The organism is Pseudomonas sp. R3-52-08 (genome assembly GCF_003851745.1).
Lineage (GTDB): Bacteria > Pseudomonadota > Gammaproteobacteria > Pseudomonadales > Pseudomonadaceae > Aquipseudomonas.
The window spans coordinates 1,214,193-1,239,161 of the sequence record NZ_CP027730.1 but is presented as its reverse complement, the minus strand read 5'-3'; the positions used below and the strand labels follow the sequence as shown (position 1 = coordinate 1,239,161).

Below are 24,969 nucleotides of genomic sequence, written 5' to 3'. Positions count from 1 at the left end.
TCACCGGCTTCGCGGATTGCCGAACCTCGTCCCCGCCCCTACAATGCGAACAATTCTTGTTCTCTAAAGCATGCCGATGCTGATGGAGTGATCCCGTTGCCACCGTCCAACGCTGTCGAAGTTCTGTACAACGACCATCATCACTGGCTTACCGGCTGGTTGCGACGCAAGCTCGGCTGCCCGGAAAGCGCCGCCGACCTGGCCCAGGACACCTTCATCCGTGTACTCAGCGCACGGGAAGCGCCAACGCTGAACGAACCCCGCGCCTTTCTCACCACGGTTGCCAAGCGCGTGCTGTTCAACTTTTACCGTCGCCAGGACCTGGAACGCGCCTACCTCGATGCCCTGGCACAATTGCCGGAGCAGGTGACGCCGTCTGAGGAAGACCGCGCCATCATCCTGCAAACCCTGGTGGAGCTGGACCAATTGCTCGACGGCTTGCCGGTCCAGGTCAAACGCGCCTTCCTGCTGGCCCAGCTCGATGGCCTTACCTATGCGCAAATCGGTGCGCAGTTGGGCATTTCCATTGCCACGGTCAAACGCCATCTGCATAAAGCCGCCCTGCGCTGCTACTTCGCCCTATGAATATCTCGCCCCCCGTCGCCGAACAAGCCGTGCACTGGTTGCTGAAAATGCAGCAAGGCACGCTCGACCCGCGCCAACAGGCCGCCTGGCAGCAATGGCTGGATGCGCACAGCGAGCACCAGCGCGCGTGGGACCACATCCAGCGCGTCAACCAGCGCCTGCGCGGCGTGCCCTCGCCCCTGGCGCACGCGGCGTTGAATGCACCGACGTCCAACAGCCGGCGCCAGGCGCTCAAGCTGCTGTTGGTCCTCGGCGCCGGTTCGGCGGCAGCCTGGAGCCTGCGCCAGCAGCGTATTCTGCCGCCGCTGACCGCCGACTACCGCAGCCCCGTCGGCCAGCGCCGCAGCGTGCAGTTGGCCGACGGCAGCCAGTTGCAGCTCAACACCGGCAGCGCAGTGGATGTGCATGTCGATAGCCAGCAGCGACTGATCCGCCTGCTCGAAGGTGAAATCCTGCTGACCGCCCGCGCCGGTGCCACGCCGCTGCGCGTACTCACCAGCCAGGGTCTGCTCAGCAGCCAGGCGGCGCGCCTGAACGTGCGGCAGTTCAGTGACCATACTCAACTGGCGGTGCTCGACGGCCAGGTCGACGTGATGCCCAACCACTACAGCGGCCTGCCGCTGACCGTCGAGGCTGCGCATCAGGTCAGTTACACCCGCAAAGGCTGGGACAGCCCTCGCCCCGCTGACGCCAACAGCGGTGCCTGGGCAGACGGCATGCTGGTGGCTGCGCATATGCGCCTGGAGGATTTCCTCGGCGAACTGGGGCGCTACCGTCGCGGCCAGCTCAATTGCGATCCGCAGGTGGCAAACCTGTTGCTGTCGGGCAGCTATCCACTGGATGACAGCGAACGCATCCTCGACCTGCTGGAAGTCAGCCTGCCGGTCACCGTGCGACGCTTTACCCGCTACTGGGTGACGGTTCAGGCCCGCGCCTGAAATTATTCAGAAAGACAGTGAGCCGTTTTCCCGTCCTCGCGTGACAGAGAAGGAAAGCCACCTTGATCCTTCCTTCTCAGGACCGCCCTTCATGCCCCTGCAACCGACGCTTCTTGCCCGTACCCTGCGCCAATTCCTCCTCGGCGCCAGCCTCAGCCTGACCGCGCTGCCCCCAGTGATGGCGGCCGAAGCCAAGGCCTATCACATCGCACCGACGAGTCTGGAAGCGGCCCTGAACCAGTTCGGCCGTGAAGCCTCGGTGCTGGTGTCTTTCGGCTCCGAGGTCACCGCCGGCCTGCAAAGCCCGGGCTTGTCGGGCACCTACAGCACCGCCGAAGGCCTGAATAAACTGTTGGAAGGCAGTGGCCTGCAAGCTCGTGCCGAGGGCGACAACGCCTACAGCCTGCAACCGGCCAGCGCCCCGGTTACCCTCGAACTGCAGACCTCCAACGTGGTCGGCGACTGGCTCGGCGATGCAGCGCAGACCAACGTGTTCGAACACCCTGGCGCGCGCGATGTGATCCGCCGCGAAGCCTTCGAACGCCAGGGCGCGACCCAGGCCCGCGACGTACTCAACCGCATTCCCGGCGTCAACGCCCCGGACAACAACGGCACCGGCAGCCATGACATGGCGCTGAACTTCGGTATTCGCGGGCTGAACCCACGTCTGGCGTCGCGCTCCACGGTGTTGATGGACGGCATTCCCGTGCCCTTCGCACCGTATGGCCAGCCGCAACTGTCATTCGCACCGATCAGCATGGGCAACATGGACGCGGTCGACGTGGTCCGCGGCGGCGGCGCGGTGCGCTACGGCCCGCAAAACGTCGGCGGCATCGTCAACTTCGTGACCCGTGCGATCCCGGATGCGCCCACCGTCAAAGGCGGCCTGCAAACCGAAACCAGCCCGTCCTCCAGCCACGACGGCTTCAAAACCACCGGCAACCTGCTGGCCGGTGGCACCGCCGACAATGGCCTGGGCGGCGCGCTCCTGTACTCCGGCACCCGTGGCGGCGACTGGCGCGAAAACAGTGACACGCGCATCGACGACTTGATCCTCAAGGGCAAATACCAACTGGACGACGCCAACAGCTTCAACGCCATGGCGCAGTACTACGAAGGCCAGGCCGATATGCCCGGCGGCTTGAACGTCAAGGACTACAAGGCTGACCCGTACCAGTCGACCCGCCCCTACGATAAGTTCTGGGGACGCCGTACGCTGTTCAACTTGGGCTACCGCTACGAGCAGGACCGCCGTGAGTTCACGGTCAACAGCTTCTTCACCAAGACCCTGCGCAGCGGTTACCTCGACCAGGGAAACTTCCTCTCGCTGTCACCGCGCGAGTACTGGGTACGCGGCCTGGAAACCCGCTTCGCCCAAGGCTTCGACCTCGGCCCCACCACACACGAAGTCGGCGTCGGCTACCGCTACATCAATGAAGCCGGCCACGAGCTGCGCTACCGCACGCCGATTGCGGCCAACCAGCAAATCCCGACCACCGACAGCCGCAACGACCGCGACACGCGCGGCGGCACCGAGGCCAACGCGTTCTTCATCGACGACCGCATCGATATCGGCAAGTGGACCCTCACGCCGGGCATTCGCTACGAGATGATCAAGTCCCAGCAGACCAACAACCTGAGCAACGTCAACTACAAAGGCGACTACAACACTGCGCTGCCGGCGTTGAACGTGCTCTACCACCTCACCGATGACTGGAACCTCTACGCCAACACTGAAGGCTCGTTCGGCAGCGTGCAGTACAGCCAGATGCCCAACCGCGTGAGCAGCGGCGAAGTGAAACCGGAAAAAGCCCGCACCTGGGAGCTCGGTACGCGCTATGACAACGGCAGCCTGCGCGCGGAGATCGGTGCGTTCCTGATCAATTTCGACAACCAGTACGACAGCAACCAGACCAATGACACCGTGATCGCACGCGGTGAAACGCGGCACCAGGGCATCGAGTCGAGCATCAACTATGCCCTCGACGGCTTGAATCCTGCGCTGGCCGGCTTCGATGTGTACGCCACCTATGCGTATGTCGACGCGACCATCCGCGAAGACGGCCCGAACAAAGGCAACCGCGTGCCCTTCTCGTCCCGGCAAAAAGGCACCCTCGGCGTGGGTTACACCGAAGGCCCGTGGAAGCTCAACCTGGACAGCAGCTACCAGAGCAGCCAATTCGCCGACAACGCCAACACCCAGGCCGAAAGCGCCGACGGCGCGAATGGACGCATCCCCGGCTACATGCTGTTCAGCAGCCGCGCAGCGTATGACTTCGGCCCACAGCTGTCGGATTTGAACCTGGCGGTCGGCGTGAAGAATATCTTCAACAAGCAGTACTACACGCGCTCGTTCGACGATAACAACAAGGGCAAGTACGTGGGTGAACCGCGCACGGTGTACGTGCAGACGTCTATCGCGTTCTAACGGCATGCCTTCAATTTGCAGGCCATAACACATCCAAATGTGGGAGGGGGCTTGCTCCCGATGGCGGTGGGTCAGTCGGCTTATCTACAGCTGACCCACCGCAATCGGGGGCAAGCCCCCTCCCACATTGTATCTGTGGTGTTATTCAAGCCCCGGACTGGTTCATCGACTTCAGCTCGATGGCCAGACCGAATCTCTAAGCGGTACTCGGTCAAATGTGGGAGGGGGCTTGCCCCCGATGGCGGTGGGTCAGTTAAAAATATACTGACTGACACTCCGCTATCGGGAGCAAGCCCCCTCCCACATTTGAGTCTCGGTGTGTCCGGGATTTCGGGTTCTAACTACCCGCCAGGCAACTGGGGGTGGCCGCGACCAGGGCGTCGATGGCGCATCGGGTCTTGGCCGGCATGTGCGGCGCCGTCGGCCAGATCACATGGATGGGGGCCGGCTGTTCGCGGAAATCGGCCAGCACCGCCGCCAGTTGCCCGCGCAGCGCATAGTGGGCGATCAACCAACTCGGCAACCAGGCCAGCCCCACGCCTGCGATGGCCGCATCGGCCACGGCCTGGAGGTCGTCCAGCACCAAGGGCGTGACCAACCGCGAGCGATGGGCGCTGTTGCTGCGGTAAGCAATACCACGATGAGCCGACAAGTCTTCGATACAGGCGATGGGCCCCCTGCGCTGCAAATACACGGGCGACGCCGCCAAGCCCATGACCTGCTCGCCCAGGCGCCGCGCACTCAAGCGGTCGGTATCCGGCAGCGGGCCGATGCGCACGGCGATATCGAAGCCTTCCTGCACCAGATCGGTCATGCGGTCGGAGAAACTGATCTCGATCTCCAATTGCGGATAGCGGTCCATCAAGCCCCACAACGCAGGCGCGGCATAGTGGTGACCAAACGCCAGCGGCAAACTCGCCCGCAAGCGCCCGCGTGGCTGCTGGCGGCCGCTTTCCAGCACCGACTCGGCCGCCTCCAGCTCTGCCAGCGCGCGCAGACAGTGTTCGTAGTACGCCTGCCCATCCTCGGTCAGACGCTGGCGCCGCGTAGAGCGTTGCAACAGGCAAGTGCCCAGCCGCGCTTCCAACCGCGCCAGGCCCTTGCCCACTGCCGAACGGGTGAGATTCAGGCGCTCGGCGGCTGCGCTCAGGCTGCCGCTCTCGACGATCTGCACGAACAGTTCGACGCCATCGAAACGTGGGGTGGTCATACTAATTTGTCGCCCTGCATTCCCTTATTCATGGAAAAATCATCGCAAATGAAGAATCAGATTCCCGAGAGAATAATCTCTCCCACTCTCGAAAGGAACATCGCATGCCACCCGTCGCCACGCTATCGGCCCTCAGCCCACCGCATGTCGCCAGAAACGGCCTGGCGCTCACCGCCGTGTGCCTTGTGGCCCTGATGTTCGGCCTGGAAATTTCCAGCGTGCCGGTCATCCTGCCCACCCTGGAACGCGAACTGGGCACGGGGTTTCAAGATGCCCAATGGATCATGAATGCCTACACCCTGGCCTGCACCAGCGTGCTGATGGCAGCGGGCACCCTGGCCGATCGCTTTGGCCGTCGACGCATGCTGGTGCTGTGCCTGTGGGTCTTCGGCCTGGCCTCGCTGGCCTGCGGCTTGGCCAACGACGCACCGACGCTGATCGTGGCGCGTTTCGTCCAGGGCATCGGCGCCGGCGCGATGATGATCTGCCAGTTCGCGATACTGTCGCACTTGTTTCGGGAACCGGCGGCACGCGCCCGGGCATTTGCGATCTGGGGCGTGATTGCCGGAGTGGGCCTGGGGTTCGGGCCGATGGTCGGTGCACTGATCCTGGCAGTCGCGGACTGGCGCTGGGTGTTTCTCGTGCATGTGCCGCTCACCCTGTTCACCTTGGTGCTGTTGCGCATCAGCGTGCAGGAATCCCGCGACCCGGCCGGCCATCGCCTCGATATCGCCGGCATGCTGACCTTGACGCTGGCGGTGTTCGCCCTGGTGTACTTCATCACCCAGGGCACCGAGCATGGCTTCGCCACACCGCAAATGCTCGGCTGGGCGGGCTTGGCGCTGGTGGCGTTGCTGCTGTTCATCGTGGTTGAAAAGCGCAGCGCCCATCCGATGTTCGATTTTTCGGTGTTGCGCATCCAGCGCTTCACCGGTGCACTGATGGGCTCGATCGGCATGAACTTCAGCTTCTGGCCCTTCATGATCTACCTGCCGCTGTATTTCCAGGCCGGCCTGGGCTACGACACCCTGACCACCGGCGGCGCCCTGCTCGCCTACACCTTGCCCACCTTGCTGGTGCCACCGCTGGCCGAGCGCCTGGCCCTGCGCTACGGTGCCGAACGCATCATCCCGGTGGGCCTGGCGACTATGGGTGCGGGATTTCTGTCAATGGCCGCCGCCAATGGCGTCGCGCAGCCAAGCACGCTGCTGGTGCTGCTCAGTTGCGTGATCGCCGGCATCGGCCTGGCGCTGACCAACTCGCCCACCACCAACACCACCACAGGCGCCGTCTCGGCTGACCGGGCGGGCATGGCCTCGGGTATCGACTTCAGCGCACGGCTGATCACCTTGGCGCTCAACATCGCGTTGATGGGCCTGGTGCTGTTGCTGGGGATCGGCCATTACCTGGCCGAGGTCATGCCGCCAAGCACGGCAATAGATTGGCCGGCCCTCAGCCAGCACATCGCGGCGGGCAAGCTGGACGCGCCGGGATTGGGGTTCAACGAGGCCCAGGCGGCGCTGCGCAACGGCGCCGGCTGGGCCATGCTCTTTGCAGGGTTGGGTGCTTGCGGGCTGGCGATGCTTAGCGGGTATTTCTTCAAACAGCGCCGTTGAACGAAAAACGGGCCTGCATGCGCAGGCCCGTTTTCAATGGGGAGTGAAAAAAACCATCAGCCGTTGAATACGGCCCGTTCTTTTTCCAGAAACTCCTGTTCAAGCTCATCTTCATTGACTTTGGTGGTCGGCTGGTTTTTACCGGCAGCGCGGGGCTTGCCTTGCAGTTTGCCGAATAGATGTTCCAGCGCGTGGTCGAGCTTGGTGGCCGCGCCATCAATCGCTTGTTCCAGCGTATCGGCCTTGTGTAGCACCGAAAGCGGCTGGTGGCCTTTTGGCCGGGCCTCCAGACGGCAACTTAAATCGTGGGGACCGGGCTTGTCGCCGTTCTCATCCCGCAGGTAGACCTCGACACGGGTCAGGTCTTCTTCATAACGTTCGAGCGTGCTCTCAATGGTAGTACGTACCCACTCCTCCAGTCGGATGCTGCTTTCAATATGGTTATCGCTATTGACTTGGATTTGCATAGTTCTTCCCTTATTTCAGCTAGCTCGCCAGAGATCACAAACTGCAACACCGGGGTGGTGAAACCATGACCTCCTGATTACACAATTGAGCACTCGCTGAAACAATTCAACCCCTTTGCAAAGATAAATCCCACAATACAAATTAACCCTGACGACAAGCAAAAACGCTGTTAGGGTGGGGAGTTAGTTACATCTTCTTACGCCTGAAGATCCTCACAATTGCCCCGCTCCCATTGGGTGCAATGCCCGGAAAACCCCCGCCTCCTCCACCAGCCAATCATGCACCGCGCGCACGCCCGGATGGTTCAAGGCGCCTGGCGCGTACAGCAGCACGTAGCGTTTGTGGTTGGGCACGGCCAGGCCGAACGGCACGATCAGGCTGCCACGCTCCAGTTCATCGTTGAGCAACGTGCGCCGCGCAATCGCAACGCCCATACCGGCAATGGCGGCTTCGATGGTCAGGTGGTTGCGGTTGAAGGTGTGCCCGCGGCGCACATCGGCGTCATGGTAACCAATGGCATTCAGGTAAAACTCCCACTCGGCATACTCATAACTCCCACGCCAGGCGGTGATGTCGTGCAACAGCGGGAAATGCACCAGGTCCGCCGGCCCATGCAGCGGCGGGCGCCCGCGTAGCAGGCTGGGGGCGCAGACCGGAAAGATCTGTTCGTCCAGCAACGCTGTGGATAACAAGCCTGGGTAGCTACCGTCATTCAGGTCGACGGCCAGGTCGAAGTCGCCCTCGTGCAGGGCGATGCTGCTGTCTTCGGCGACCAGGCGCAATTGGATGTCTGGAAAACGCTGCTGCAAGCGTGGCAGACGCGGGGTCAGCCACTTGCCAAGAAACGACGGGATCGAGCGCAGGCGCAAGGTGCCGCTGATCATCCCAGCGTCCAGACGCTGTAATTCGGCGTCAATGCTGCCATAGGCCTCCCCCACCACCGCCGCCAGGCGTTGCCCTTCTGCGCTGAGCTCCACGCCCCTGGCCCGGCGATGAAACAGTCGAAAGCCCAGGCGCTCCTCCAACTGGCGAATCTGCTGGCTCACCGCCCCCGGCGTGATGTGCAGTTCTTCGGCGCAACGGGTGAACGACAAATGCCGTGCAGCGCATGAAAACACATGCAGCCAGACATACGTCTGGCCATGAAGGGGGCGGGTCATAGTGTTTAGTCCTGCTAAAGAGTGTCTTAGGATAATTCGTTGGTCAGTGCCGATCCAGAGGCTCAGTATCGCGTCAATTCCGCCTGCTCTACAAAACATGGCAGCGATTTCCACTCCATTGCTTGTAAGGCTTTAGCATGGCTATCAGTGTTTTCGATCTATTCAAGGTGGGCATTGGCCCGTCCAGCTCCCATACCGTCGGCCCGATGCGCGCTGCGGCGACCTTTGCCCAGGCATTGACCGACCAACGGTTGCTCAGTGAAACCCGCCGCGTCGAAGTGCGTTTATACGGTTCGCTGTCAGCTACCGGCGTCGGCCACGCCACCGACCGCGCCTGTGTGATGGGCTTGATGGGCGAATGGCCGGATCGCATCGACCCCACCTCGATCAACGCACGCATCCAGCAACTGCGCGAGTCCGGTCAACTGCTCCTCGCCGGCCAGCAGAACATTGCCTTCGACTGGCATACCGACCTGCTGCTGCTCGACGAAAGCCTGCCCTACCACCCCAACGCCATGTCCCTGCACGCCTATGGCGACAGCGGCCTGCTAAGCGAGCAAACCTATTATTCGGTGGGCGGTGGTTTCATCATCGAAGCTGCCGAAGCCGCATCGGGCATTGCGCCGACCAGTGATGTGCAATTGCCCTACGACTTTTCCAGCGCCGTCGAGCTGTTGGCCTTGTGCAACCAGCACGGCCTGCGGGTTTCGGAGTTGATGATGGCCAACGAACGGGCGTGGCGCAGCGACGCAGACATCCGCAGCGGCCTTCTGCATATCTGGTCGGTGATGCGCGAGTGCGTGGAACAAGGCCTGCGCGATGAAGGCATTCTGCCCGGCGGCCTGGATGTACCGCGTCGCGCTGCGAAATTGCACCGCAGCCTGTTGGAAATCGGTAAGCCCAACGTGATCACTTCGACCTTGTCAGCCATGGAGTGGGTCAACCTGTTCGCCCTCGCCGTCAACGAAGAAAATGCCGCAGGCGGGCGCATGGTCACCGCACCGACCAATGGCGCGGCAGGGATCATCCCGGCGGTGCTGCATTACTACATGAAGTTCAACGCCGACGCGTGCGATGACGACGTCGTCAATTTCTTTCTGGCTGCCGCCGCCGTCGGCATCCTCTGCAAGAAGAACGCCTCGATCTCCGGTGCCGAAGTCGGCTGCCAGGGCGAAGTCGGCTCGGCCTGCGCCATGGCCGCCGCCGGGCTGGCAGAGATCCTCGGCGCTACACCTGAGCAACTGGAAAACGCCGCCGAAATCGGCCTGGAACACAACCTCGGCCTGACCTGCGACCCGGTTGGCGGCCTCGTGCAGGTGCCCTGCATCGAGCGCAACGCCATCGCGGCGGTCAAAGCGATCAATGCCACCCAAATGGCCCTGCGCGGCGACGGCAAGCACTTTATTTCCCTCGACCGGGTGATCCGCACCATGCGCGATACCGGCGCCGACATGCATGACAAATACAAAGAAACGTCACGGGGCGGCCTGGCGGTCAGCTGGGTGGAGTGCTGACCGGGATGACTGCGCCGTCAGCGGTCGTTTTTTGCGTACTGCCCTGAAACGGATCACCGTTCCCAGGCACAACCTGTATCAAATGTGGGAGGGGGCTTGCCCCCGATAGCGGTGTGTCAGCCAATAAATGCTCGGCTGGAAGACCACTATCGGGGGCAAGCCCCCTCCCACATGGGTTGCTGATCGTCTGGCAGTGAGCTGTACGGCACGGCCCTTGCTGTACAGCCTCTGAGGAAAACGGACTTTGGCCGGTGGTCAGGCACCACGAACTATTCCCGACACCGGTCGTCAATGACTGCATGTTCTTATCAGGCGGTAACGCACCATGGACAACCCTTTTCAGATCATCACCGACACCTTCAGCCCCCAATACCGCGTCAACCTGAGCATCCAGCGGCTGGACGGCAGCATCATGCTCACGCTCTCCGATGACAGCGGCGTAGTGGCCAAACGCATGATCAGCGCCGAACAACGCAACGACCCGCAACGGCTCAAGCGCCTGGTGCAGAGCATCCAGTTCGGCATCGCCATCGAGCAGGGTCACAGCGCTATGGAAATCCTCGCGGTGATGACCGATGGCGACAATCACAAGCTCTTGCAGCCACCGCCCACCCGTAGCCTGCCATTCAGCGTCGGGCTTTAAAGCTCGCCCTTCTCGGTTTCCTGGCTCGCCTCGCCCTTGCGACGCGGGCCTTCGACCTTCACCGACGGAAAGGCCGACGACGCGTAGCGCACCACCAGGATCGCGAAGGCCAGCAGCAGGATCCCACCGCACAGGTAGATAATGCCCACGTCCGGCGGGTTGTGATGGGACACGTTGGAGATCAGCAGACGCGTCAGCGCGGTGATTGCCACGTAGATCAGGAAGCGTACCGGCATATGGTTGGTCTTGAAATAGATCCCGACCATGGCGCCCAATTCCAGGTAGATGAACAGCAGCAAGATGTCATCGATCTTGATATGCCCGTTCTCCAGCATCCCGAGAAACTCCATCACCGCCGCCCAGGCAGTGACCGCCCCGATGGCGAACAGCGCCAGGTAGTGAAACGACTCCACAAACAGATTGCCCAGCGACTCGGCCAGCCCATGGACTTGCTGGCGCAGCTTTTCGGCCCAGTTGATTTTCACGATGATGTTTCCTTAGGTCGGCTCGACCGGATAATGCGGGAGGGACGTGACGGTTGTTCTGCATGCAGAAAAAAGGCCAGCACGTGCATAAGATGATGGCTCGGTGGCATGAGGCACAGATTAATCGGGGCGTTCACCTGACCTAGGGCAAAGGGGCGAGCGTGCTCGCCACAATGAGCATTTGCGCTGTAGCAAACCCCCATTTCCCAACTACATTAAAAACCTACTATCCAAACCCCCGCGTTTGGCTTATGCTTTTCGCTGTATATAAATACAGTAGTCGCAAAAGACAACTATCGTGAAGGCATGTGAGGTGGTGAATGGCCGTCGAAGTGGTATACCGCAGCAGCCGAGATCTGGAGCGTTTGTTCATGGATAAAGCCGAAGCTGACCGTCATGACAAGATGCTTGAACTCGCTGAGTTGCTGGCAGAAGTGTTGCAAAAAGCCGTGCCGTCCTTGAGCGAGCAGCAGGTGGAGGAAGCCGGGATCTACATGGCGAAGAACCGCGATATATTTGCCAAGGCGTTCAAGAGCCAACCGGACGCGTTGTCCGAGTTGCTGAACGCGGCGGCGGAATAAAGCCCGAATTGAACAGGCCCTGAATCATGGATTCAGGGCCTTTTTAATGCCTGGTCATTGGTACAGCAGGCGCTCGGCGAGTTCGTCCGCGACCCGTGCCGGGGAGCGTTTTTCGGCTTGGGCATGGGCGTAGACTTCGGTCAGGCGCTTGCCGATGTTGGACAGGTGCGCGGTGATGCTCGCCAGCTCGGCGCCGCTGTGTTTGAGCGCGACGTAGATCAGGCCGCCGGAATTGATTACGTAGTCCGGGGCGTAGAGGATGCCGCGCCCTTCCAGTTGGTCGGCCACTTGCAGGTTGGTCAACTGCGCGCTGGCGGAGCCGGCCACGGCGGCGCAGCGCAGTTGGCCGACGCTCTGGCGATTGAACACCCCACCCAGGCCGCAAGGCGCGAGGATGTCGCAGGGGGTGCTGAGCAAGGCGTCGTTGGCGATGGGGTGGGCACCCAGTTGCTCCATGGCCAGTTGCACCTTGCCGTGGTCGATGTCGCTGACCAGCAGTTCGGCGCCCGCCGCGTGCAGTTGTTCGGCCAGGGCGTAACCGACATTGCCCAGGCCCTGCACCGCCACGCGCAGGCCTTCGAGGTTGTCGCTGCCCAGGCGGGCCATGGCGGTGGCGCGGATGCCGGTGAACACCCCCATGGCCGCATGCGGTGCAGGGTCGCCGGCGGCCGTGGTGCTGGTGACGAACCGGGTGTGTTGGGCGATGCAATCCATGTCGGCGACCGAGGTGCCGCTGTCGATGGCGGTAATGTAGCGCCCGCTGAGTTGTTCCACGCAGCGACCGAAGGCTTCGAACAGGCTGGCGCGGCTCTCCACATGGGCGGGGCGCAGGATCACCGCCGTGCCGCCGCCCACCGGCAAGCCCGCCAAAGCGGCCTTGTAGCTCATGCCTTGAGCCAGGCGCGCGGCATCCGCCACGGCACTTTCATCATCGGGGTAGGCAAGATAGCGGCAGCCGCCCAAGGCCGGGCCCAGGCGGCTGTTATGAATGGCGATGATCGCCTTCAGCCCGCTCACCGGGTCGACGCTCAGGTGCAGCGATTCCAGGCGGGTGCTGTGCATGAGCGCAAACATCGTCGTGCTCCCGAATCACTTCTGGTAGTGGCCCAAGTATAGGCTGACAACAGCAAACTGCTCGATTGCACTGGAATAAGCGTCCCCGTTTCGTGGGACCCGTGGCATAAGAGCGTGGGATATTTACTTAAGATGCTGGACGAAAATTCGCAGCAAGGCTAAAACGAGGGCATCCGCCGGAGAATGCAATGAATCCCCGCACAGCCTTTTTCGCCTGCCTGGACCGTTCACCCCCTGCGCTGTTCGAAGCCGCGCTGTGGATTGCTGCCGAGCATGATGCTGGCGTACAGCCACAACTGATCCTGCAGGCGCTCGGCCTGCTGCAACAACAGGTCAACCTGGGCATGCCCACGTTGCCGGCCGATGAACTGGGCCAGCCGCTGCTGCGCTGCATGAACGACCTGGGCTTTGCCCAGGATGACTTCACCCCGCTGCGCCCCGCCGCCGCGCTGCTGGACAAGGTGTTGCAACGTAAGCGCGGACAACCCCTGGCCCTGGGCCTGATCGCGCTGGAGCTGGCGCGGCGCCTGGAGATTCCCTTGGTCGGGGTGAATTTCCCCGGCCACTTCCTGCTGCGAGTACCCGGCGCCGATCACCTGCTGGACCCCTGCGGCGGTCGGCGGCTGTACCCCAACGACTGTCGCGAACTGCTGCACCGCCAGTACGGAGCCAATCTCAAACTACAAGCCGAGCACCTGCACAGCGCCGATCCGCGCGCGATCCTGCAACGGCTGTCACGTAACCTGCGCCAGCTGTACCTGGCCAACGACGAACCACTGGCCGCCCTGGTCGATGCCGAGCGTGTGCTCGAGCTGGGCAATGCCAGCGCCGCCGACTACCTGGCGCGGGCCAGCCTGTATCAGCGCCTGGACTGCCCGAGCGCCGAACGCTTTGACCTGGAACACGCGTTGATGCTCAGCGAAGACCCTATCCAGCGCCTGCGCCTGACCGAGCGGCTGGGGCATCTGCCGCCCAATTCCGTGGTGCATTAGGGCGTCTTGAGCAGGTCGCCCGGCAACGGCTTCATGGCTTCGCTCACGCCTGGCGAGCGCACCTGAATAATCAACAGCGCCGCAATCACCGCCGGAATCGCACAGAAAAAGAAAATCTGCTGCACCGGAATATGCATCGCCAGCAGCAGGCTGCCGAACAACGGCCCCAGGATCGAGCCGAATCGTCCCACCCCCAATGCCCAGCCCGTACCGGTGGCGCGCACGTGCGCCGGGTAGAAATTACTGGCGAACGCATTGAGGGTCAGTTGCCCGCCGATGATGCAGAACCCGGCGGCAAACACGCACGCCACCAGGTAAAGCGGATTGTCATGGTTCAGGCCCAGCAGCACCGTGCAAACCGCCGCTGCTGCCAGCACAGCGGACAACAGGCGCACTTTGCTTTTCAGCCGATCGGCGAACCAGGCCATGCCGATGGCGCCCAATGTGCCGGCAAACAGGAACATCGAGGTCACCAGGTTGGCCTGGTTCAGCGCCAGCCCGCTTTCGAGCAACAGCGACGGCAGCCAGCTGATCATGAAATACAGCAGGATCAGGCTGACGAAAAAGGTCGCCCAGATCAGCACCGTGGGGCGCGCGTAGCCGTTACGGAACAGCTCCACCACGGTCAACCGGCTGCCCTGCTCCTGGCGATTCTGCGCCTCGCTCGCCAGGGGCGCCCGCCAATCGGGCAACATGCGTGCCGTGACCTTGTGCAAGCGCGCATAGGGCGGCGCATCGCGTAGCAGGCGCGGCAGGGATTCGGGCAACCGCCACACCAGGAACGGAAACAACAGCAGCGGCGTAACACCGCCCGCCAGAAACACCGCCTGCCAACCAAAGCCATCGATAAACCCCGCCGCCACAAACCCACCCGCCGCGCCGCCGAATGAGAAGCCACAGGCTGCCAGGGTCACCATCAGGGTGCGCATGCGTGGCGGCGAATATTCCGACATCAAGGCCATGGCGCTGGGCATCGCGCCGCCCATGCCGATGCCGCAGATAAAGCGTGCGGCCATCAGCGTGGTCAGGGAGTTGGCGAACACCATCAATACCGTGAGGCTGGCGTAGATCAGCACACAGCCCAGCAGAATGCGCCGCACACCGAACCGGTCCGCCAGTGGCGTCACCAGCAGCGAGCCCACTGTGAGGCCGAGCAGGTTGGCGCTGAACACCGGGCCGAACGCGGCTTTTTCAAGGCCCCAGTCCTTGGCCAGCGCCGGCACGACATAGCCGAGCACCTGGGCGTCGTAGCCATCGGTCACCAGTAGCAATGCCAGTAGCAGAAGAATCAACCACTGATAGCGCGACACCGGACGGGCGTCGAGTGCCGCGCGAAAGCTGGCAATCTGATTGTGCATCGCAAGGTACCTTTCATTATTTTTATTGGCTGGCGCTGATCAAAAACTGCGGGAGGGGGCTTGCTCCCGATGGCGGTGTGTCAGTCGACATATTCATAGCTGACACACCGCTATCGGGAGCAAGCCCCCTCCCACATTGATTTGCGTGTTTCAGGGGGTATCGGGTTGATTGGCAGGGTGCGCCTGTATGAACGCCGGATGCTGCGCCGCCAGTGCCGCGACCCTGCCGATACGCGGGTAGGCCGCCAACGGCACCTTGAAACGCTCGGCTGCATACAGCTGCGGAATCAGGAATGCATCGGCCATGCCCGGCTGCTCGCCAAAGCAGAACCCGTGATCGCCAATCAACTGCTCCACCGCACCGAGACCCTGGCTGATCCAATGCGCGATCCACTCGAGCAATTGCGCCTCATCATGGCCCCACTGGCGCAGCAGGTTCTGGGTGCTGGAGTTGTGCAACGGGTGGATATCACACGCGATGATCGATGCCACGGCGCGTTCGTGGGCACGCGCCGCCAGGTCTTTGGAGAGCAGCGGTACCTGGGGATAACGTTCCTCCAGGTATTCGACGATCGCCTGGGACTGAATCAACAGTTCACCGTCGCTGCGCAAGGCCGGCACACGCCCTTGCGGGTTGATCGCCAGGTACTCGGGCTGGTGATTGGCTCCGCCTGCTGGCACCAGCAGGTTGACCGGCACCGCCGTGAAATCCAGGCCCTTGAGCGCCAGGGCGATGCGCACCCGGTAGGACGCGGTAGAACGATAGTACGTATAGAGTTCCATAGCCCTGCCCCTCAGCGTGCGCCGACCACAGTGCCACGGCATTCGCCGAAACCGATGGAGGCAAAGCCTTCGCGGTTGCAGCGCGCACGCAGGATGATTTCATCGCCGTCTTCGAGAAATTTGCGCACCTCGCCGGAGGCCAGTTCAATCGGTTTTTTGCCGCCTTCGGTGATCTCCAGCAGGCTGCCGAACTGCCCCGGCTGCGGCCCCGACAACGTGCCCGAACCAAACAGGTCACCGGCTTGCAACTGGCAACCGTTGACGCTGTGGTGCGCAACCATTTGCGCCACGGTCCAGTACATATGTTCGGTGTTGCTCAGGGTCAGGCGATGGGCCGGCAGGTTCTGTTCACGCATCGAAGCGGTGGTCAGCAGCACTTCCAGTTCGATATCGAAGGCGCCCGCCTTTTGATCGCGAGCGTCCAGCAGGTAGGGCAACGGCTGCGGATCGCCTTCGGGTCGCGGCGGTTGCGCCTTGCGGAACGGCTCCAACGCTTCGGCCGTGACTACCCAGGGCGAGATGCTGGTGATGAAGCTCTTGGACAGGAACGGCCCGAGCGGCTGGTATTCCCAGGCTTGGATATCGCGTGCCGACCAGTCGTTGAGCAGGCAGAAACCGGCGATATGTTCGGCCGCATCGCCGATGGCAATCGCGTCACCCATGGCATTGCCCTGGCCGATCCAGATGCCCAGTTCCAGTTCATAGTCCAGGCGGGCGCAGGGGCCGAAGGTGGGCTCGGCCTGGCCGGCCGGCAGTGTCTGGCCCTTGGGGCGGCGCACATCCGTACCCGAGGGACGAATGGTCGAGGCACGGCCGTGATAGCCAATAGGCACGTACTTGTAGTTGGGCAACAGCGGGTTGTCGGGACGGAACAGTTTGCCGACGTTCTGCGCGTGTTCGATGCCAACATAGAAGTCGGTGTAATCATTGATTTTGGCCGGCAGGTGCATCTGGCAATCGGCAGCACGGTGCAACACCTGCGCCTCGCGGGTTTGCAGCTTGCTGCCTTCGGCGAGCAGTTCCAGCAGGCGCTCGCGCAAGGCCACGCGTGGGCCGCGGCCGAGTTCGAAAAAGGCGTTCAACTGGCCGCCTGCAGTCGCCTCAACCGCACGCCGCGCTTCACCGTCAAATTCATCCAGGGCGGCGTGCAGGTCGAGGATCGCGTCGCCAATCGCCACGCCACTGCGCGGCGCCGAGCCGTTGATGCTGAACACCCCCAGCGGCAGGTTCTGCAGGGGGAAATCCGCGTGACCGTTGGCGCAGGCTACCCAGCTGCGGGTCTGTGTGGGTTGAGTCATGGGTTATCTCCGATTCGGGTTGAAGGTGGCGGGCAGCGAAGCCCAGCACGCGTCATAAGCGGGTTGCAGTTGCGGGCATTCCAGGGCGAACTGGGTGGGGCGCAGCACCTGGCTGGTTTCGAACATGAATGCCATGGTGTTATCGATCTTGTGCGGCGCCAGCTCGGCATTGATCGCCTTGGTACAGGTCTCGCCGTCCGGGCCATGGGCGCTCATACAGCTGTGCAGCGACGCGCCGCCGGGCAGGAAGCCCTCGGCCTTGGCGTCGTAGGCGCCCTGGATCAGGCCCATGTATTCGTTCATCAGGTTGCGGTGGAACCACGGCGGGCGGAAGGTGTTCTCGGCCACCATCCAGCGCGGCGGGAAGATCACGAAGTCGAGGTTGGCCAAGCCATGCACGCTGGTGGGCGAGGTCAATACGGTGAAAATCGACGGGTCCGGGTGATCGAAACTCACCGTGCCGAGGGTGTTGAAGCGACGCAGGTCGTATTTGTACGGCACGTTATTGCCGTGCCAGGCGACTACGTTAAGCGGCGAATGGTCGAGCTCGCAGGCCCAGAGTTCGCCGAGGAATTTCTGCACCAGCGTGGTCGGCTGCTTGAGGTCTTCGTAGTGGGCGACCGGGCTGAGGAAGTCGCGCGGATTGGCCAGGCCATTGCTGCCGATAGGGCCCAGGTCCGGCAGGCGCAACGGTGCGCCATGGTTTTCGGCGACGTAGCCACGAGCTTGGGCGTCGAGCAGTTCGACGCGGAACTTGAGCCCGCGTGGCAGTACCACAATCTCCAGTGGCTCGACCTCCAACACGCCGAGCTCCGTGGCGATCCGCAAACGGCCCTGTTCGGGCACGATCAACAGTTCGCCGTCGGCATTGAAGAACACGCGCTCCATCGAGCGGTTGGCGCGGTAAGTGTGGATGCTGATGCCTGACGGTTTTTGCGACCCGGCGTTGGCGACCATGCCTACGAGCCCGTCGATAAAGTCAGTCGGCTCGCCTGGAATGTCCAGCGGGTTCCAGCGCAGCCGGTTCGGCGTCACCGCGCCCAGAGGTCCGCCGGCCAACTGCCGCTCCAATTTGCTGAAGGCCGGGTGATTGGCCGATGGCTGGATGCGGTACAGCCAGGTACGCCGGGCTTCGCTGCGCGCCATAGTGAACGCGGTGCCGGAGAACAGTTCGGTATACAGCCCGTAGGGCGCTTTCTGCGGCGAGTTCTGGCCGACGGGCAGCGCGCCGGGCAGGGCTTCGCTGGCGAATTCATTGCCGAAGCCCGACAGGTATTCGAGGTTCATGGAGCATCCTCTGGGGGTCAGTTGTTTTTATCGTAATCCAGTTACGCTTAACGTAATTTGATCGCCGTGGACCGTCAAGCTATAAAGACGCCCACTCATCTCTCGGATTCTCGCACCCCCATGGAAAAGCCCCGCGACACCGGTAAACAGAAAGTCCGCTCGGCCGAAGTGGGCACCGATATCCTCAAGGCCCTGGCCGAACTGTCGCCGGCCACTTCACTGTCGCGCCTGGCCGAGCATGTGCAGATGCCGGCGAGCAAGGTCCATCGTTACCTGCAGGCGCTGATCGCCTCGGGCTTTGCTGAACAGAACGCCGCCACCAACCACTATGGCCTGGGGCGCGAAGCCTTGCGCGTAGGCTTGGCTGCGCTGGGCAGCATGGATGTGTTGAAGGTCGGTGCGATGCCCCTGGCGGAACTGCGCGATGAGCTGAATGAAACCTGCTTCCTGGCGGTCTGGGGCAACCAGGGCGCGACCGTGGTGCAGATCGAACCGGCGGTGCGCGCGGTGACGGTGGTGACCCAACTGGGTTCGGTCTTGCCGCTGCTCAGTTCGTCCACCGGGCTGGTGTTCAGTGCCTATTTACCGACGCGGGAAACCGTGGAGTTGCGTGAGCGCGAAATCCAGGCCGGCACCGCCCATGCCCTGGCGGATGACCAGGCCTACGCCATCACCTGCGAGCAGATCCGCCACCGTGGCCTGCACTTTGTGCATGGTTTGCTGATGCCGGGGGTGGATGCGTTGTCGGCGCCGGTGTTCAACGCGGTCGGGCAAGTGGCGGCGGTGATGACCGTGGTCGGCCCCACCTCGCTGTTCCATGCCGATGAAGACGGCCCGGCGGCGCAGCGCTTGCTGGCGGCGACCCGGGCCGTGAGTTGGCGCATGGGTTATCAGCCCTGAGTCAGTCGTGCCACTGCGCGAGGGCCACGGCCAGGCGGTTTTCCAGAGCATGGATGCTGGCGGTGTCGATCAGGTAGTTATTGCTGATCATCGCAAACACCAGTCGCCGTCCTTGGGCATCTGTGAGGTAACCGCTCAGGGACGACACCCCGCTCATGGAACCGGTCTTGCCGTGCAGGTTGTTCTCGGCGGCCGTGGCGCGCAGCCGATAGCGCAAGCTGCCGCCGGTCATACGATCGCTGTTGCCGGCAATTGGCAATGCGTTGTACCAGGCATCGAACCACGGCTGTTTGCTTGCGGCCAGCAGCAGGTCGGTCAGGGTTTGCGACGACAGCAGGTTACGCCGTGACAGGCCCGAGCCGTCCACCTGGCTCAAGGTACTCGTATCCACCCCCTGTCGCTTGAGAAACCCGGCCACCGCCGCCACGCCCGCCGCCGCCGTGCCGCTATTGGCGGTCTGCCGGCCCATGGCTTTGAGCAAGGCTTCGGACATGTTGTTGTTGGAGAGCTTGAGCAGCGGCGTGATCAATTCCTGCAAGGGCGCCGATTGATGCTCCGCCAGCAATATCGCCGTGGCCGGACTTGCACCGCCCATGATGCGACGGCCCTGCACCCTGATGCCCTGTTGCGCCAGCGCCTGTTCAAACAGGTTGGCCACCCACTGCGTGGGCTCCCACACGCTGACCAATTGCTCGCTCTGCCTGCCCGGCGCAACGGTCCCGCTGAGCTGCAACAGGTTGGTGCCATGCCGGCGGTTGATCCCATAGCTGTTGCCCGGCCCACTGACGGCGCGGTTGCTCAATTGCAAGTAATCGCTGGGCGGGTAGAGGTCGACACTCACCGGCAAACCGGCCCGCACCGGCGCCTTGGCGGTGACCAATACGCTGCCTGCGTCAAAATCAGCATTGGGCGACACCGTCAGCGCGGAAATCTGCGCGCCGTAGTAGGTGGTTTCATCATCGTGAGACCAATCGACGCCCAGGCGTTCGGCGTCGAACCAGGTATCGTCGAACACCAGGTCGCCCTGCACCTGGCGAACGCCCTGGCTGGCCAGTTGCGCCGCCAGCGCTTGATAGTCGGCGTACTGGATGGTCGGGTCGCCCAGGCCGCGCAGGTAAAGATTACCCGTCAGGCGATCGCCCTGGCGGACACCATCGCTCAACAGTTGCGTGGCGAAGCGGTATTGCGCGCCCAGCACATCCATCGCCGCCGCGGTAGTCAGCAGCTTGAGGTTGGAAGCCGGCACCAACCGTGTGCGTGGGTTGTGCTGGTAGAGCGTGCTGCCGCTGCGGGCGTCGCGCACCATCAGCGAGACGGTGGCACCGTGCAACGCCGGGTCGGCCAGCACCTTGTCGAGCGTCGCGGGGGTGGAGGTGGGCGAAACGCTGGCGCAGCCGCCCAGCAAAAAGCTCAAGCCGATCAGCAGGGCGCTGGTGTGTAGCCATCTTCCTAAGTGCATCAGTAGCGTTTTCCGTAGGCATCGAATGCCGGCAACGCTAACAGCTCAGGTGTCAATGTGGGAGGGTGCAATCCCCCTCCTCCCACAAAAAAGCAAATCCGGTCAGAAGGTAAGGGTGCTGGACACCGACACCTGCCGCGCATCACCGATGGACACGAACTGTGTGTTCACCGAAGAGGTGTAGTAGGTGCGGTCGAAAAGGTTTTTCACATTGAGCTGGAACTTGACCTTCTGCCCGTCGATTTTGGTGTCATAGCTGGCGAACGCATCGGCCACTGTATAGCTCGGCAATTCGAAGCTGTTGGCCGCATCCCCTGCCCGCTCGCCGACGTAGCGCGCACCGGCACCGACGCGCAGTTGATCGCCACCCAGCAGGCTGCCGAAGTCATACACGGCCGACAACGACGCGGTATTTTTCGCCACGTTTTGCAGGCGATTGCCTTTGAGCGTCGGGTCGTCGGTGACCTCGGCATCGGTGTAGGCATAACTGCCGATCAGGCTCCACTTATCGCTCAGCTGGCCGCTGGCATCCAGCTCCAGGCCACGGGAACGCACCTTGCCCGCCACGCTGTAGACCGAGGTCAGCCCCTCGCCCACCTGCACCAGCACGTTGCGCTTATCGATGGTGAACAGCGCCGCGCTCGCGGTGATGCGCCCCGGGAGGTCGAACTTGGTACCCAGCTCCCAGGCCTTGGATTCTTCCGGCTGCAGGCTGCCCTCCAGCACCGTTTTGTTGGCCAACGGCGCGATGGTGGAGTTGGGTTTGAACGACTCGGTGTAGCTGCCGTAGAACGACAGTTCGTCGGTGTAGCGGTACACCAGCCCGGCACGCGGCACCCACTTCTGGCCGTTGCCGTCGGTGTTGGCGGTGAACGGCACGCCCTTGCCGGCGTATTGGTCGTACATCTGGTAGCGCGCGCCGCCCACCAGGATCCACTGGTCGTTCAGGTGCAGGGCATCCTGGAAGAACAGCGAATCGCTGCGCAGCAGATCGGTCTGGTTGCTGTCCGGCGCACTGACGTTGGAGCCCGCCACTTCGTTGCCGTAGACCGGATCGTTGAAGTTGAAGCTGCCACGTGGCGCCTGGCGAATCAGCTCGGCGCGGTGGATTTTGCGGTATTCATCGTCCAGCCCGAACACCAGGTCGTGCCGCATGCCGGCCACGTCGACCTTGCCTTCAAGGCTGGCGGTAGCGAAGCGGTCAGTGGTCAGCGCGCCCTGGGTGCCGTCCATGCTGCGGGTGAGGGTGCCGTTGGTGTTGACCTTGACCACGCGCACCTGGCTGGCGTCATAGGTTTCACGGTTCCAGCTGTAGCCGAAGTGGGCTTTCCAGTCGGCGTTCAGGTCGTGGTCGACGGTCAGGCGGTACAGGTCGGAGCGGCCTTCCATATCGTTGAACGGCTCATCCAGGCGGCGGGTCGCGGGGATGTTCAGCGGGTGATTGGTTTTTGGATCGATGGCCGTGCCACGGTCGAACGGCGACAGAAACTCGCGGTGCTCATAGGCGAACACCACTTGGGTCGCGTCGCCATACCAACCCAGCGACGGCGCCACCAGGGTTTCACGGTGGGTGCCGTAGTTGCGCCAGTAGTCTTCGTCTTCATGGTCGACGATCAGGCGATAGGCCAGGCCGCTGTCGCCAATCGGGCCGGTGGTGTCCAGGCTGCCGCCACTGCCATTCTTGCCGCTGCCGAAGGTCGAGCCGCGCGCGGTCAAGGACGTGGACTGCACCAATTCGGGCTTTTTGCTGACGATGTTGACCACGCCGCCCGGGTCCTGGATGCCGTACAGCAACGACGATGGCCCCTTGAGCACTTCCACGCGCTCGGCGGTGGCGTTCAACGCACGGCCCTGCACCACCGGCATGCCGTCCTTCATGATCGAGCCGTTGCGGTTGTCGCCGAAGCCGCGCAGCATCACCGCGTCCTGGGTGCTGCCGAGGGTGTTGGACTGGGTGATGCCGCTGATATTGCCCAGCGCGTCATCCAGGTTGCGCGGTTGTTGATCGCGCAAGACCTGGGCGGGTACCACGTTGACGGTTTGCGGGGTTTCCAACAGCAGGCTCTGAGAGCGCATCACCGAGCTGGTCGGCGGCGGCTGGTAGCTGGTGCTGTCCTGGCCAGGGCTGGCAGCGCTGATGGTGGTGGCGCCGAGATTGACCGCGCCGTCGGCGGGCAGCGGTTCCAGCGCCAGGGTACGGGCGTCGATCTGGCGGAAGGTGAAGCCGGAGTTGCCCAGCAGGCGTTGCAGCGCCTGGGTCGCGCTCATCTGCCCGTTGAGCGCCGGGGCGTTGAGGCCGTAAGGCGCTTCATCGGTATAGATCACGCTGATCCCGGTGACCCGGCTGAAATCACTCAGCGCCTGGGGCAGTGGTTTGGCCGCCAGAGCAAAGGTGAACTGGGCGCTTTGCTGCTCCTGTGCCTGTGCCACGGCCAGGGGCAGCAACGCCAGCGCCGAGACTGAAAATACCGAGGCTCCCAGCCACTGTTTGACCCTACCGCCCGCCGTCGATTTCATGCTGTGAGCATCCGTGTAAAAACGCTGTTAATGCGAATTGATCGCAGTTTCAAGCACTACACGGATGGGCGAGCGGTTTACCTCACCCTTGTTTGCAAATATTTTGTTATTGCGCCTGATGGAAACTGTCAGTCAGCCTGATGAAGCACTGGTCGCCAGGCACTCCTTGGCGCTCTTCTTCAATTTCTTGATCAAGCGTTCCTGGCGCAGTGCTTCGCCTTTGCTCGCACATTGCTCGGTGTACACCAGCGCAACGGCGGGGCTGGAGAGGAAAAACCGCGCGCCCTTGCCGCTTTGATGGGTGGCGAACCGGCGCACCGGGTCATTGCTGATGCCGCAATACAGCGAGCCATTGGCGGCGCGCACCAGGTAGACGAACCAGGGTTTGGATTCAGGCGTGTTCACGACGGGATTCGGCAATGTACAGAAGCACCCAGCTTATCAACGACCGGCCTGGAATGCCTTCAAACCTTTGCGCGCCTGGGCGCGTACGGCGTTTTTCACCAAGGGCGTCCAGCCCAGTAGCAGGCCCTTGGTGCCCAACGCCTGGCGCGACCAGCGCCACAGGTCGAAATGGTCGTGATGCTCGCAAATCCTGCCGTCACGAAACACGAAGCGCGCCTGAATATCGTTGACCACCGTATTGCCGGTCGCGCTGAACAGGTAGGTCGCCACCCAGTGCGCGCTGCCCGCGTTGCCCTCGCTGCGCACGTTGTCAAAGGTCAGGGAAAAATCCTTGGCCCGAGTGGTGAGCATGCGCCACATGTCGCCGGCGTCCTGCCCGCGCAGTTCGCCGAAGGCCGGATCGCTGAACACCACGTCCTGGGTATAACAGGCGGCCATGGCTTCGGCATCCAGGCGCTGAAAGGCGCTATAGAACTCGGTGATCAGGGCGTTATGGGCATCACTCATGGGCAGTTTTCGCAGGATGAACAGGGATGCCGAACGATAGTCCGCGTAACACCAGAATGCCATTGCTTTCTACGGCACCATTCCCGTATCGCGCGCATAAGCAAACAAATCGACATCCGTCGAAATACTCAAACGTTGCATGGCCGTGCTTTTCTGCTTGCTGATGGTGGAAATACTGCGGTTGACCTGCGCCGCAATCTGGCTGACGGTCATGCCGCTGGCCAACATTCGCACCACCTCGCGCTCCTTGTCGGACAATTTAGGCTGCCCGGACTGGTCGCCCACTCCCGACTCCACCAACTGCAAGCGCAGGGATTCGCTGGTGAAGGTCTGGCCCGCACACACGGCCTTGATCGCCTGGGGCAACTCCTTGGCCGAAGCACTCTTGGCGACCACGCCGCGCACACCATGGGAAAAAGCTGCACGCAAGATGGCGATGCTGGCGAACATCGTCACCACAATCACCGGCACCTGCGGATACTGGCGGTGCAGCAGGCCCAACAAACCGTAGCCATCAGCCTGCTGGCCGCCTGGCATGGCGAAATCCGTGACCAGCACGTCGCACGGGGTTGTGCTCAACACGTCAAGCAACTGATCAGGACCGTCGGCCTCACCGACCACTGTGCATCTTCCATTCGCCTCGATCACGACCCTTTGCCCGACGCGAACAATAGGGTGATCGTCAGCAATAATTACTCGAAGCATAGGTACCCACGAATGATTGCAACTTGAATCAGCGCAAAATACCTCCGCCGGCATTC

At 62.5% G+C, this 24,969-nt stretch carries 23 protein-coding genes; 9 read left to right on the top strand and 14 right to left on the bottom strand.

Going from position 1 to position 24,969, the window contains the following annotated elements:
• Positions 1-96: 96 nt before the first annotated feature.
• The 3 genes from C4J91_RS05620 (at position 97) to fecA (ending at position 3,951) form a co-directional block, all read left to right on the top strand.
• Positions 97-585 (top strand): sigma-70 family RNA polymerase sigma factor, encoded by a 489-nt coding sequence (locus C4J91_RS05620; protein ID WP_124361431.1) that lies wholly within the window; start codon positions 97-99, stop codon positions 583-585.
• Complete coding sequence (locus C4J91_RS05615) at positions 582-1,523, top strand: FecR domain-containing protein (protein ID WP_124361430.1); 942 nt, start codon at positions 582-584, stop codon at positions 1,521-1,523. The genes C4J91_RS05620 and C4J91_RS05615 overlap by 4 nt, the downstream gene beginning before the upstream one ends.
• A 91-nt stretch (positions 1,524-1,614) precedes the next feature.
• Positions 1,615-3,951, top strand: coding sequence for a TonB-dependent Fe(3+) dicitrate receptor FecA (gene fecA / locus C4J91_RS05610; protein ID WP_124361429.1), 2,337 nt, complete (start codon positions 1,615-1,617; stop codon positions 3,949-3,951).
• A 337-nt stretch (positions 3,952-4,288) separates the two neighbouring features.
• On the opposite strand, the gene C4J91_RS05605 is transcribed toward fecA, so the two are convergent.
• Positions 4,289-5,161 carry a LysR family transcriptional regulator gene (locus C4J91_RS05605; protein WP_124361428.1) on the bottom strand — a complete coding sequence of 291 codons (873 nt, stop codon included), beginning with the start codon at positions 5,159-5,161 and terminating at the stop codon, positions 4,289-4,291.
• Positions 5,162-5,265: 104 nt separating this feature from the next.
• On the opposite strand from C4J91_RS05605, the gene C4J91_RS05600 reads away from it, so the two are divergent.
• Entirely contained in the window at positions 5,266-6,777 is a 1,512-nt protein-coding gene (locus C4J91_RS05600) for an MFS transporter (protein WP_124361427.1), read from the top strand.
• A gap of 56 nt (positions 6,778-6,833) precedes the next feature.
• Here the strand turns inward: C4J91_RS05600 and C4J91_RS05595 are convergent, their stop codons facing one another.
• The gene (locus C4J91_RS05595; RefSeq protein ID WP_016978251.1) at positions 6,834-7,244 is read right to left on the bottom strand and encodes an HPF/RaiA family ribosome-associated protein; all 411 of its coding nucleotides are present in this window, start codon (positions 7,242-7,244) and stop codon (positions 6,834-6,836) included.
• Positions 7,245-7,457: 213 nt separating this feature from the next.
• Entirely contained in the window at positions 7,458-8,405 is a 948-nt protein-coding gene (locus tag C4J91_RS05590) for a LysR substrate-binding domain-containing protein (RefSeq protein WP_124361426.1), read from the bottom strand.
• Between the two features lie 137 nt (positions 8,406-8,542).
• On the opposite strand from C4J91_RS05590, the gene C4J91_RS05585 reads away from it, so the two are divergent.
• Together C4J91_RS05585 and C4J91_RS05580 are read left to right on the top strand one after the other, a co-directional pair.
• Positions 8,543-9,919 carry an L-serine ammonia-lyase gene (locus C4J91_RS05585; protein ID WP_124361425.1) on the top strand — a complete coding sequence of 459 codons (1,377 nt, stop codon included), beginning with the start codon at positions 8,543-8,545 and terminating at the stop codon, positions 9,917-9,919.
• Between the two features lie 325 nt (positions 9,920-10,244).
• Positions 10,245-10,562 carry a DUF3509 domain-containing protein gene (locus C4J91_RS05580; protein WP_124361424.1) on the top strand — a complete coding sequence of 106 codons (318 nt, stop codon included), beginning with the start codon at positions 10,245-10,247 and terminating at the stop codon, positions 10,560-10,562.
• On the opposite strand, the gene C4J91_RS05575 is transcribed toward C4J91_RS05580, so the two are convergent.
• Positions 10,559-11,047 carry a phosphate-starvation-inducible protein PsiE gene (locus C4J91_RS05575; RefSeq protein ID WP_122682378.1) on the bottom strand — a complete coding sequence of 163 codons (489 nt, stop codon included), beginning with the start codon at positions 11,045-11,047 and terminating at the stop codon, positions 10,559-10,561. The genes C4J91_RS05580 and C4J91_RS05575 overlap by 4 nt on opposite strands.
• Before the next feature lie 320 nt (positions 11,048-11,367).
• Here C4J91_RS05575 and C4J91_RS05570 point away from each other — a divergent pair, with 320 nt between their 5' ends.
• Positions 11,368-11,628: a YebG family protein gene (locus C4J91_RS05570; protein ID WP_124361423.1), complete on the top strand. Its 261-nt coding sequence runs from the start codon at positions 11,368-11,370 to the stop codon at positions 11,626-11,628.
• Between the two features lie 54 nt (positions 11,629-11,682).
• On the opposite strand, the gene C4J91_RS05565 is transcribed toward C4J91_RS05570, so the two are convergent.
• Entirely contained in the window at positions 11,683-12,702 is a 1,020-nt protein-coding gene (locus C4J91_RS05565; RefSeq protein WP_124361422.1) for a Glu/Leu/Phe/Val dehydrogenase dimerization domain-containing protein, read from the bottom strand.
• Between the two features lie 188 nt (positions 12,703-12,890).
• Here C4J91_RS05565 and C4J91_RS05560 point away from each other — a divergent pair, with 188 nt between their 5' ends.
• A complete protein-coding gene (locus C4J91_RS05560) occupies positions 12,891-13,694 on the top strand; it encodes a SirB1 family protein (RefSeq protein WP_124361421.1) in 804 nt (267 codons plus the stop codon).
• Here the strand turns inward: C4J91_RS05560 and C4J91_RS05555 are convergent.
• From C4J91_RS05555 to hmgA, 4 genes are all read right to left on the bottom strand, one after another.
• Positions 13,691-15,052, bottom strand: a complete 1,362-nt coding sequence (locus C4J91_RS05555) for an aromatic acid/H+ symport family MFS transporter (protein ID WP_124361420.1) — start codon at positions 15,050-15,052, stop codon at positions 13,691-13,693. The two genes, C4J91_RS05560 and C4J91_RS05555, sit on opposite strands and share 4 nt — an antisense overlap.
• Positions 15,053-15,202: 150 nt before the next feature.
• Positions 15,203-15,835 carry a maleylacetoacetate isomerase gene (gene maiA, locus C4J91_RS05550; protein WP_124361419.1) on the bottom strand — a complete coding sequence of 211 codons (633 nt, stop codon included), beginning with the start codon at positions 15,833-15,835 and terminating at the stop codon, positions 15,203-15,205.
• An 11-nt stretch (positions 15,836-15,846) separates the two neighbouring features.
• On the bottom strand, positions 15,847-17,133 hold the full coding sequence (gene fahA, locus C4J91_RS05545; protein ID WP_124361418.1) for a fumarylacetoacetase: 1,287 nt from the start codon (positions 17,131-17,133) through the stop codon (positions 15,847-15,849).
• Between the two features lie 3 nt (positions 17,134-17,136).
• Positions 17,137-18,420, bottom strand: a complete 1,284-nt coding sequence (gene hmgA / locus C4J91_RS05540; RefSeq protein WP_124361417.1) for a homogentisate 1,2-dioxygenase — start codon at positions 18,418-18,420, stop codon at positions 17,137-17,139.
• Between the two features lie 120 nt (positions 18,421-18,540).
• Here hmgA and C4J91_RS05535 point away from each other — a divergent pair, with 120 nt between their 5' ends.
• Complete coding sequence (locus C4J91_RS05535; RefSeq protein WP_124361416.1) at positions 18,541-19,320, top strand: IclR family transcriptional regulator; 780 nt, start codon at positions 18,541-18,543, stop codon at positions 19,318-19,320.
• 1 nt (position 19,321) lies between these two features.
• Here C4J91_RS05535 and dacB read toward each other — a convergent pair whose 3' ends face one another.
• From dacB to C4J91_RS05510, 5 genes are all read right to left on the bottom strand, one after another.
• Entirely contained in the window at positions 19,322-20,779 is a 1,458-nt protein-coding gene (dacB, locus tag C4J91_RS05530) for a D-alanyl-D-alanine carboxypeptidase/D-alanyl-D-alanine-endopeptidase (protein WP_124361415.1), read from the bottom strand.
• Positions 20,780-20,881: 102 nt separating this feature from the next.
• Positions 20,882-23,296, bottom strand: a complete 2,415-nt coding sequence (locus C4J91_RS05525; protein WP_124361414.1) for a TonB-dependent receptor — start codon at positions 23,294-23,296, stop codon at positions 20,882-20,884.
• A 132-nt stretch (positions 23,297-23,428) separates the two neighbouring features.
• Complete coding sequence (locus C4J91_RS05520; protein ID WP_124361413.1) at positions 23,429-23,701, bottom strand: GIY-YIG nuclease family protein; 273 nt, start codon at positions 23,699-23,701, stop codon at positions 23,429-23,431.
• Positions 23,702-23,737: 36 nt separating this feature from the next.
• A complete protein-coding gene (locus C4J91_RS05515; protein WP_124361412.1) occupies positions 23,738-24,208 on the bottom strand; it encodes a nuclear transport factor 2 family protein in 471 nt (156 codons plus the stop codon).
• Between the two features lie 69 nt (positions 24,209-24,277).
• Complete coding sequence (locus C4J91_RS05510) at positions 24,278-24,913, bottom strand: response regulator transcription factor (RefSeq protein WP_124361411.1); 636 nt, start codon at positions 24,911-24,913, stop codon at positions 24,278-24,280.
• Between the last annotated feature and the right edge of the window lie 56 nt (positions 24,914-24,969).

What these genes read in the sequence shown, in the direction of transcription:
- C4J91_RS05510 (WP_124361411.1), bottom strand. Translation starts at nt 24,913, where the DNA reads ATGCTTCGAGTAATTATTGCTGACGATCACCCTATTGTTCGCGTCGGG.
- C4J91_RS05585 (WP_124361425.1), top strand. Translation starts at nt 8,543, where the DNA reads ATGGCTATCAGTGTTTTCGATCTATTCAAGGTGGGCATTGGCCCGTCC.
- C4J91_RS05560 (WP_124361421.1), top strand. Translation starts at nt 12,891, where the DNA reads ATGAATCCCCGCACAGCCTTTTTCGCCTGCCTGGACCGTTCACCCCCT.
- C4J91_RS05615 (WP_124361430.1), top strand. Translation starts at nt 582, where the DNA reads ATGAATATCTCGCCCCCCGTCGCCGAACAAGCCGTGCACTGGTTGCTG.
- hmgA (WP_124361417.1), bottom strand. Translation starts at nt 18,420, where the DNA reads ATGAACCTCGAATACCTGTCGGGCTTCGGCAATGAATTCGCCAGCGAA.
- C4J91_RS05570 (WP_124361423.1), top strand. Translation starts at nt 11,368, where the DNA reads ATGGCCGTCGAAGTGGTATACCGCAGCAGCCGAGATCTGGAGCGTTTG.
- maiA (WP_124361419.1), bottom strand. Translation starts at nt 15,835, where the DNA reads ATGGAACTCTATACGTACTATCGTTCTACCGCGTCCTACCGGGTGCGC.
- C4J91_RS05580 (WP_124361424.1), top strand. Translation starts at nt 10,245, where the DNA reads ATGGACAACCCTTTTCAGATCATCACCGACACCTTCAGCCCCCAATAC.
- C4J91_RS05565 (WP_124361422.1), bottom strand. Translation starts at nt 12,702, where the DNA reads ATGTTTGCGCTCATGCACAGCACCCGCCTGGAATCGCTGCACCTGAGC.
- fahA (WP_124361418.1), bottom strand. Translation starts at nt 17,133, where the DNA reads ATGACTCAACCCACACAGACCCGCAGCTGGGTAGCCTGCGCCAACGGT.
- C4J91_RS05525 (WP_124361414.1), bottom strand. Translation starts at nt 23,296, where the DNA reads ATGAAATCGACGGCGGGCGGTAGGGTCAAACAGTGGCTGGGAGCCTCG.
- C4J91_RS05590 (WP_124361426.1), bottom strand. Translation starts at nt 8,405, where the DNA reads ATGACCCGCCCCCTTCATGGCCAGACGTATGTCTGGCTGCATGTGTTT.
- dacB (WP_124361415.1), bottom strand. Translation starts at nt 20,779, where the DNA reads ATGCACTTAGGAAGATGGCTACACACCAGCGCCCTGCTGATCGGCTTG.
- fecA (WP_124361429.1), top strand. Translation starts at nt 1,615, where the DNA reads ATGCCCCTGCAACCGACGCTTCTTGCCCGTACCCTGCGCCAATTCCTC.
- C4J91_RS05595 (WP_016978251.1), bottom strand. Translation starts at nt 7,244, where the DNA reads ATGCAAATCCAAGTCAATAGCGATAACCATATTGAAAGCAGCATCCGA.
- C4J91_RS05515 (WP_124361412.1), bottom strand. Translation starts at nt 24,208, where the DNA reads ATGAGTGATGCCCATAACGCCCTGATCACCGAGTTCTATAGCGCCTTT.
- C4J91_RS05605 (WP_124361428.1), bottom strand. Translation starts at nt 5,161, where the DNA reads ATGACCACCCCACGTTTCGATGGCGTCGAACTGTTCGTGCAGATCGTC.
- C4J91_RS05555 (WP_124361420.1), bottom strand. Translation starts at nt 15,052, where the DNA reads ATGCACAATCAGATTGCCAGCTTTCGCGCGGCACTCGACGCCCGTCCG.
- C4J91_RS05535 (WP_124361416.1), top strand. Translation starts at nt 18,541, where the DNA reads ATGGAAAAGCCCCGCGACACCGGTAAACAGAAAGTCCGCTCGGCCGAA.
- C4J91_RS05600 (WP_124361427.1), top strand. Translation starts at nt 5,266, where the DNA reads ATGCCACCCGTCGCCACGCTATCGGCCCTCAGCCCACCGCATGTCGCC.